The organism is Nocardioides ginkgobilobae, assembly GCF_054781275.1.
Window position 1 is genome coordinate 1 of the sequence record NZ_BAAGUS010000034.1, and the last position, 8,803, is coordinate 8,803.

Annotated in this window: 7 protein-coding genes; 4 read left to right on the top strand and 3 right to left on the bottom strand. The window is 64.6% G+C overall.

The features are described from left to right. Positions 1-190 precede the first annotated feature (190 nt). The 4 genes from ACYVID_RS17865 (at position 191) to ACYVID_RS17880 (ending at position 6,335) form a co-directional block, all read left to right on the top strand. The gene (locus tag ACYVID_RS17865) at positions 191-1,264 is read left to right on the top strand and encodes an RCC1 domain-containing protein (protein ID WP_460739390.1); all 1,074 of its coding nucleotides are present in this window, start codon (positions 191-193) and stop codon (positions 1,262-1,264) included. A gap of 242 nt (positions 1,265-1,506) precedes the next feature. Next, on the top strand, positions 1,507-1,671 hold the full coding sequence (locus ACYVID_RS17870) for a hypothetical protein (RefSeq protein WP_460739392.1): 165 nt from the start codon (positions 1,507-1,509) through the stop codon (positions 1,669-1,671). Between the two features lie 869 nt (positions 1,672-2,540). Continuing rightward, the gene (locus tag ACYVID_RS17875) at positions 2,541-5,708 is read left to right on the top strand and encodes a DEAD/DEAH box helicase (RefSeq protein ID WP_460739394.1); all 3,168 of its coding nucleotides are present in this window, start codon (positions 2,541-2,543) and stop codon (positions 5,706-5,708) included. Positions 5,709-5,711: 3 nt separating this feature from the next. Then, positions 5,712-6,335: a hypothetical protein gene (locus ACYVID_RS17880; RefSeq protein ID WP_460739396.1), complete on the top strand. Its 624-nt coding sequence runs from the start codon at positions 5,712-5,714 to the stop codon at positions 6,333-6,335. A 219-nt stretch (positions 6,336-6,554) separates the two neighbouring features. Here the strand turns inward: ACYVID_RS17880 and ACYVID_RS17885 are convergent, their stop codons facing one another. The 3 genes from ACYVID_RS17885 to ACYVID_RS17895 all read right to left on the bottom strand — a co-directional run bounded on the left by ACYVID_RS17885 (position 6,555) and on the right by ACYVID_RS17895 (position 8,659). Then, positions 6,555-7,613 carry a DUF932 domain-containing protein gene (locus ACYVID_RS17885; RefSeq protein ID WP_460739398.1) on the bottom strand — a complete coding sequence of 353 codons (1,059 nt, stop codon included), beginning with the start codon at positions 7,611-7,613 and terminating at the stop codon, positions 6,555-6,557. 120 nt (positions 7,614-7,733) lie between these two features. Next, on the bottom strand, positions 7,734-8,036 hold the full coding sequence (locus tag ACYVID_RS17890; protein WP_460739400.1) for a hypothetical protein: 303 nt from the start codon (positions 8,034-8,036) through the stop codon (positions 7,734-7,736). After that, on the bottom strand, positions 8,033-8,659 hold the full coding sequence (locus ACYVID_RS17895) for a site-specific integrase (RefSeq protein WP_460739402.1): 627 nt from the start codon (positions 8,657-8,659) through the stop codon (positions 8,033-8,035). The genes ACYVID_RS17890 and ACYVID_RS17895 overlap by 4 nt, the downstream gene beginning before the upstream one ends. Between the last annotated feature and the right edge of the window lie 144 nt (positions 8,660-8,803).

Below are 8,803 nucleotides of genomic sequence, written 5' to 3' on the forward strand. Positions count from 1 at the left end.
AACGGACGGCTCGAGCACCTACGCGGATCAGCGCTCGGGTTCCGCAACCTGACCAACTACATCGCCAGGAGCCTGCTTGAGACCGGCGGCTTCAGACCCCTACTACACCCCGGTCTGTGAAGAGCCCTATAACGGCTATTGGCAATTCGGAGTCGGGACGCTGCCTGGCATCCTCCGCGAACCTGTCGCGGTGCCGGGACTGAGTGACATCGTTCAACTGCTTCAGGAGGACTACACCACGTACGCGCTCAAGTCGGACGGGTCTGTGTGGGTCTGGGGCCAGCATGGTTTCGGCGAGCGCCACTCATGGTTCAACGACAAGGAGCCGGAAACCGGATATTGGCCATGGCAGGGTGCTGCAGCCGAGACGAGTCCAGCGCCGAGTCAATCCGTGCCCACCCAGATCGCTGGTCTCCCGAAGATCAATCAACTCGCGACGATGTGGGTGTACGAGCGCGACGAGCAGAACTACGAAGGCGTTTCTGTTTTCGCGCTGCATGCAGATGGAGGGGTGTCCGCTTGGGGCCGCAACAACTACGGACAGCTCGGCGATGGCAGCCGAGAGGATCGATGGACACCCGTGGTGGTCGATGGCTTGCAAGACGCGACCGCACTCGTAGTCGTCTACCAGAGCGTCTTTGCCCTCAAGGCCGACGGCACCGTCTGGGCATGGGGCGAGAACTACCGGGGCCGTCTTGGAGACGGCACGATGAAGGACCGTAAGCGCCCCGTAGAGGTCCGTGGCCTCAGCGACATCGAGTCGATCCACCTGCATAGGGGGACCAACGGCGGTCTACTCGCATTGCGCCGCGACGGAACCCTTTGGACGTGCGGCTCTCTGGCTGACATTGGCTTGGTCGACGAGGACCCGAGCCGCCCGGAGGGACCCCATCGCGTTCCAGGACTCTCAAACGTCACGCAGGTACTGTCCGACGGGCCGACCTACCTTCTTGCGCGCGGACATCCACCACCCCGTGCCGCAGAGCCACCAGAAGAGCGCGAGGGGTGCTACATCGCAACTGCCGTGTACGGAGACTACGAGGCGCCCGCGGTCGTTGTGCTGCGTCGGTTCCGTGACGAATCTCTGGCATCGTCCGCGGCCGGTCGAGCCTTCATCCGGATCTACTACAGGTTGAGCCCCGCACTGGCTCAGCTGCTCGGAAGCGGCACACCACTCACCCGTGGCGCCAGACGCTCTTTGGATTTTCTCGTCAAGCTCCTCGACCGGCGGGTCAGCTCGGCGCCGAGCCACCGGAGCCGCTAGTGGCTACTGCACCCCATAACAAGTCTCCAAACGCTAAGGCCGCTGAGCTTCGCGGTGAGCGAACATGGACTGGTTGGCGGCTCTCAACCCTCACCGAGCAAGTCCTCCGTCATAACCAGCGCGACGTAACCGAACGGGACCTTCGCGGAGTGGGATGCTTGGAGTACCTCAAAGTAAAGCTCCTGACCCCTACCGAGCGGCATCACGTCAGGCTGCGCAGACCAGCGCCACTGACGTCCGACATGGTCACCTACTACGCGCTGCGAATGAATGTGGCCGAGCGACTGACCGCTGCCCAACTGAAGAGCTGGCGCGCCGCACTGCCAACTCCGGAAGAACTGGACGAGATGGTCCTGAATCTCACGGAGCACCTGTTCTACCGAACCACGCGACGAAGCGCCGATTGACTTGGAGTCCCTCCGATCAGCCTTCGCGGCGCACCGCACGGTTCGAAACGGGTCCCCAAGAAGGGCGACGCGCGACGTAGCGCGGACTGTGTTCGGCTATCGGACTACAGATCCGACACCGGGCCCCTGCATCTCGTAGGCCTCGCCCTCATGCCATCCGGTCCGGCAGCCCTAACTCCAGCTTGCTGGTACCTCGCTCCGAGTCGCGAGCCGTCAAGGGCTTTACCTGCGGCTACGCAGCGACTTCACTAGTGTCGGACGCACCGCTCTTTGACGAGATAGAGATGACAGCTCTCCTTCACTCCGCACGTTCGAACAAGCGAAGCGGCTCAACTGAGGATCCGGCTCCCAAGTGACTAGCCATCTCCCCGCCTATGCCACGCGTTGAATGGGTCGAGCGTTCAGCGCGCCCGGGGTGGAAGGTTCGCTACACACCCCTAGGCGGACAGTCACCCGCCCTACGCGCACTTGATGCGTACACCTCGTTATCACCGGAAGCACGCACACGCCTGGAACGAGCCACCTCCCAGGCCATGGTGGCTACCAACTTCGATACGCACGAGAGCCCCGACGCCGCCGTCAACCACGGTGACGTTCAAGTGCCAGCTAACGCAGAGAAGCTCCACCATGGGCACACGAGAGACCGAGCCGAGAGCGCCGGCCAACCCGGCGCCGGCCCGCCTCACACCACTGCCGATGCGACCGCAGACCTGTCCTTTCTCGCCGAGGTTCTGCGCAAGGTCTGGCAACGAGGAACCAACCCGGTTGTACCCTCCTGCGACCTCCCGCCGGGGCTCGAGACGCAAAGCCTGAGCGAAGGCCACCTGTTGGCAGCAACGGCCGGCCCAATGAGACGGCGAAGCCCAGCAGTGGACCCGTCGATCCAGCTGCATGACACCTACGAGAAGCCGTTGTGGGACCTCGTCGCCAGTCACTTCCCCAGGCTGCACCGCTTTCTGCACCCTCAAGCCTCCCTCGAAGCGCTGACCGAAAGTTCCACCGGCGAACGGTGGGTCGACTTCCTGCTTGCGGCTCCCTGGACACAGCGAGCTGTCGTCATCGAGTTGGACGGTCAGCAGCACGGCATGGCTAGAGCTGTCGACGCTCAGCGCGATAGGGCTCTCGCACACGCCGGCATCATGGTGAGTCGCCACCCCGGGCCCAGCGTCTTCGACGCTGGCTCACCACTGGCAGAAGCACTGCGCTGGACCCACGACCTCGCCACCGAGGCTGACCCTGAGGTAGTTCAATTCCTCCATGAACCCGCTACCACGACGCGACTCGGCATCGCCCTAGTCGACCTCATGTGCGCCGGGGCTCTGCCTCCCGGCGCACCCTGGCGTCTGGAACTCGTCGACGAGACGGGCTGGGCACATCGAGCGCTGCCTCACGTCCTGAAACTGATGAGAGCCGTTGCAGCGCTCTGGAATCTCGAACACCTCATGCCCACTTCCGTCCATAGCGTCGGGCCAAGCCAAGCGTCAGACACGATCGACGAACCCCGGGCTCCATCCCCAGGTCAAGCACCTCCGTCGGCCAACGCACGCATCTGCCTCGAGCCCTTCACCCCCACCTGGGCCAACCTCACGCCGACAGACCTACCGACGGTCGTCATCCGCAGCACCTACCTCCCCGTGGATCTCGCATGGCAGCAGCAGCGCGAAGTCGGCCGACGCTACGTCGACCCCGGCCGCTCCGACGTGGATGCGGCATTGCGCGAAGTGCTCGCAGCCGTCTTTGGTTTCGAACAGTTCCGCGACGGTCAAGCGCAAGCCATCCGCACGGCCCTAGCCGGACAGGACAGTTGCGTTCTCCTACCCACCGGCGCCGGCAAGTCCCTCATCTACCAGCTCGCCGGTCTGCTGCACCCCGGTGTCACCCTCGTCATCGACCCTCTGATCTCACTGGTCGACGACCAAGAGCGCCGGCTAGTCGCAGACGGAGTCGACCGCGTAATCGGCCTGACCGGCGCCAGACAGAACACCGGCGAAGCACGAGAAGCCGCTTACAACGCTGTCAGCAGCGGTGACGCGCTCGTGGTGTTCCTGACTCCCGAACGACTGCAGATCCAAGCGTTCAGAGACGCCCTCGGTGCCGCTGCCGCCAGTCGACGCATCAACCTCTGCGTCATCGACGAGGCCCACTGCGTCTCCGAGTGGGGCCACGACTTCCGCACCGCCTACCTCCGGGTCGGCCGCAACCTTCGCCACCTCTGCAGCAGCGACGACGACATCCCACCGCCTCTGCTTGCTCTCACGGGAACCGCCAGCCCCGCCGTACTACGTGACGTCCTCATCGAACTTCAACAAGCGAACCGGGACATGACGGTCCTTCGACCCTCCTCCTTCGACCGCGCGAACCTCACCTACGAGGTCCTCCTGGCCACGGAGCAGACCTGGCCCTCACGCCTGCGTGAAGCACTCACTGAAGTGCTGCCGGAGCGACTCGGATGCACCCCAGCCGAACTGTTCTCGTTAGCCGGACCTCGTACCCGATCCGGCATCGTCTTCGTGCCCCACGTCAACGGCGAGTTTGGCCTAGACAAGACCCGCGCCAAGGTCGTTGCCGCGATCCGATCCCTCGAGCACGGGCAACTGGACGTCGCCGTCGGCACCTACGCTGGCAGCGCACCCAGATCATGGACCGGCGGACGCCGCGGCTGGGAACGAGAAAAGACTCTGCAGGCCGAGAGATTCAAGGACGATCAATCCTCGATCCTGGTCTCCACCAAAGCGTTCGGCATGGGGATCGACAAGCCCAACATCCGTTGGACAATGCACTTGGGACACCCCGCTTCCATCGAAGGCTTCGCCCAAGAGGCTGGCCGCGCTGGCCGCGACAATCGTCCCGCCCACTGCGTCCTGGTCGCGGTACCACCTGGCGGCTCGGTCGCGGCCGAATTGCTCGACCTGAACGCCCCACGGGCCACCCGGGTCGCCGCCTATCAGGCTCTCCCGAAGAACGCTGGCGGGGACCTCGCCCGCCAGTATTTCTTCCTCACCAACAATTACGACGGCATCGACGAAGAGTTCTACCCCGCGCTCGAAGTCCTGGACTCGCTCCTGCCCGCCGGCCCAACCAACCGAATAGCGATCCCAATGGCAGACGGCCCAGTGCAGTCAAGTGCCAGCAAGATCGAGAAGGCTCTCTTCCGACTCGCCATGATCGGTGTCGTTGATGACTACACGGTCGACTATGGAGCCTCGCGCTACGTCGTAGACCTTTCCAACTACAGCGTCGAGCACCTCGACGAACAGGTCAGGGCCTTCGTCTCGCGGGTAGAACCCAGCAGGAGCGGCCTAAGGAACCAACAGCTGACCCGAGCGCCGGAAGACATCCGCGATCGCGCTGCACACCACCTGCGCATGCTGCTCGAGATCCTCTACGCCGTCATCGAGCCTGCCCGAGTCCGGGCGCTAGCCGAGATGCACCTCTTCGTCACCTCTGGCGATGACAGCGAGGGCCTGCGTCAGCGCATCCTGGCCTATCTGTCCGACGGGCCACTGGCAGGCATCCTCACCGAGGTAGCCACCGCAGACTCCCTCAACCCTTATGAGATCACGCGTCTCCTCGACACCGTCCCCGCGGAGGAACCCCGCGAATGGATCGGCAGCTCGGCTCGACTGCTTGAGAGCTACCCCGACCATCCAGCGCTCCTCCTCGTCCGCGCCATCGGCGAGGCCCTCCTTCCCGACCCGGACCAGGAAGTAGTCGCCACCACGTTGCTTGCCGCCTTCCAACACCTGGCCGCATACGACGTCAACGAAACCGGGACCTCCTGGACTCTGCGATGGACCTGCGCCCAACTGCGCAACCAGCAAGGCGGCCGAGGATGGCCGCTTCTCCCCCTTGTCTACGACGCTTGGCGGGCCGCCGGACAGGACGAAACTGCGGTCATCAGTCTCGAAGACGACGTGCTTCAGCAGGCCACGAGGGGTGTCATGCACCCCACCGAGCTGCGTTACGTGCTGAACCAACGCCTTCGCCGGCTGAGCAACACTCTTGACAGCGAACTGCAAACCTTGACAGGACGATGAACCATGAGCAGCGAACTGCAGCGGGCCGTGAGCGACTTTAGCCAGGCCGAAGAGGCCCTGCGATCATTGCTAGCCCACGTCCAGACCCTGAAGTCAGCGACCACAGCCGTCAACGACGCTCGCACGGCAGTCCACACCGCCGGCACCACCCTGAATGAGTCTCAACAAACGCTTCACGCTTTTGCGTCGCGCATCGGAGACCTCATCGAAACCTTGGGCAGCGTTACCCAGCAGACGGGCGCGGCAGCGGTAGCCCTCGAGAATATTGATCCTGAACGGCTGGTCACCGTCGGCGAAGAGACTCAAGCTGAATTGCACAAACTAGGGACACGGCTTTTCGCCGACATGCAGACGCTCCATGGCGCCGCGATCGACGCAATGCACGACGCCATGGCTGCTGCGCGCGACGCCAGCAAAGAGCAGACAGACGAACTGGCCCAAAAGCTGGCTTCCCTCAACACCGTGGCGGCTCATGTGTCTCCCAAGATCGTCGAAATCGAGGAGCGATGCGCGCGCCTCGAACATTCCACCGAGCGGGCAAAGGCGCGACACGCACTCTTGCTGGCGGCTGTTCTCATCGTCTTGGCGTTGGTAGCGGTGAACACAGCCACAGCCTTCGTGCGATAGCGAAATTCGGCCAATGATTGAGCAGACCGACTGTGGCTCATCAGTCGGCCGACCGGACGCCGCCACCTCTGCGTTCTACCCCGCCGAGAGGGACCGGCAGGCAGCCAGCCGCATGGCTAAGCCGGCCTCGTGCTTTTCCGCTTGGGTCCGAAATGCAAGAAGGACTCCGATGGGGAGGGAGTCCGGAGACTCCCTCCCCACGGAGGTGTTCACGAGTGACTACACGAGCACGCGCTCGAGAACGTCGTAGGCGGCGCGGTCGAGCTTGCCCCACTCCCCTGTCACGGTGCGCAGCATGTTGCGGTCAGCGCGGGTGGAACCGCGCACGGTCGCTTCGTGGTGCTCGTAGGTGTTGACGGCCTGGATGACGCCGTGGGCGGTGCCGGCCCAGGGTGCGACGCGCGCATCGTGACGGTAGAGCCGCTGGAGGCTCTCTCGCTTTCGCTCGGCCATGGACTGCGCGCGACGGGACAGGGCGGTCCCGTCGGCCTGCCGGGTAGGCACGTACGCCGCCAGGAACCGCTCCCACGTCAGATCCGGAACACTGATGGCGCACAGCTTGGCGACCTCGGCAGCGAAGTCGTCTGCGACGTGGTGGACCATCGCCAGCGCTTGCCGCGCCGGCGCCAGCTGGGCGGCGGAGTTGCGCGAGTGCTTGACCTTGAACGTCTGCCCCTTCTCAGCCAATGCCGCCTCACGGGTGTTGTCACAGACGACATCGGTGACGGTGCGCTTGAAGGTGGTGGCGATGGAGCCGTCGAAACTGGTGGTGGCCAGCAGGTTGGGCCGGAACTCCACGCCCTCGGGCGTAGTGATCGACTCGGGTACCGACACCTCGACCCAGGCGACCGCTCCTCCGCGCAGCAGACCGGCGGAGCTGACCGCGAGGTCGTCGTCGAGGATGTCGGCGACGGTGGTGACCAGCCATTCCTGATACTGGTGCATCACGTACCCGGACGCGAAGAGCCCCAGGACTTGATGGTTGTCGTCGCGGCAGATGGCCTGTCGGTCCGCGATGCGCTGCCAGCGCATCGGGGCGCCCGACTCGTCGAGGTGGGTCATGGTCTCGTACGTCGCGGGCAGCTCGACCCCGACGGGTCGAGACGCTGCCTGCCAATTGAAGAGCCGGCGGCGGACGTCCTCGACGGGTATGGGACCGGGGTAGTGGTTCGGCTCGTCGCCTTGGAGACCGGCGCGGAAGTGCCAGGCCATCCCTCGGTGGTCGGTGTTCCCGATGAGGGTGTGGGTGTTGAGGTGTGCGAGTGATTCGCGGGACATGGTGCTGCTCCTTCGATTCTAGAAATGCGAAAGAGCCCCCAGCCGGGGTGGCTGAGGGCTCGGGATGCGGTGTCGGCGCTCGTGCCGACGCTCGTAACGGTGGGCGTTAGGCGGTGGGGTTCACCAGTCGAACCCCGCGTGAGACGTAAGGCCGAGCAGCGGCTCGCTCGGGTCTCCCGGAGAGTGCCGCATGGAGGCGACGATCCCCTTGATGGTGGCTGCGAGGACCCGCACGGTCTGGACGGCCAGGATGCGCATCTGGAGGCCAGGTGTTAGTAGGTCGATGCCGCAGATCATCAGGTCGGCGAGGCCGTCGATGTAGCCGGGCTCGTGACGTACCCGGGCCCACACCCACAGTGCCCACTCCCCTGCGGTTTCCGCCGCCGAGCGGATCACTGCGCAGGTACGTCGCAGGAAGCTCATCGCCGCCCCTCCTGGCCGTAGATCGCCGTGGCCATCCGCTCAGCATTGGCCTGGCTGGTGCCGGGCATGAGGTGGCTGTAGATGTCGGCGGTTACCGTGATGGACGAGTGCCCGAGGCGCCGACTGATCTCGAACAGCGACTCCCCCGCGGCCAAGCCGATCGACGCGGAGGTGTGTCGCAGATCGTGCAGCCGGATGCGCCGCATCCCGTGCAGTCGCTGGAGTCGGTCGAACTCTCTGGAGACCGCACTGGGGTCCAGCAGGCCACCGTCCCGACCGGGGAAGAGCAGATCCCGATCCATACCCGATGCACGCACCCTCGCCAGCATGGTGATCGTTCTGGCGTCGACGGCGAGGGTTCGCATGCTGTGTCGCGACTTCGGCGGACCGACATGGACTCGTGCACCGACCCTGACAGCCGCATTCCTGACTCGAAGTGTGCTGGCCTCTAGGTCGACGTCTCGCCACGAGAGCGCGACGGCCTCGCCTCGGCGGAGTCCGAGAACCCCGAGGAGCACGTAGAGGGCGTGCCGCTCGTGGTCGCTGGTGGCCGAGAGAAATCGCTGCAACTCAGCGGCACTCCAGCATGCTTGCTCGCCACGCGGTTGTGCAGGCAGCTCCACCAAGGTGGCGGGATTGCGGGCTCTTCGTACTTCAGGTGGGGATGAGGGTGTCGAGTCCTCCGCCGATGAGGAGCATGCGTAGCCGGTAGTTGTTGTAGTTGCGGAAGCCGCGGGCGACGCGGCGGTGGAGCTCGATGAGGCCGT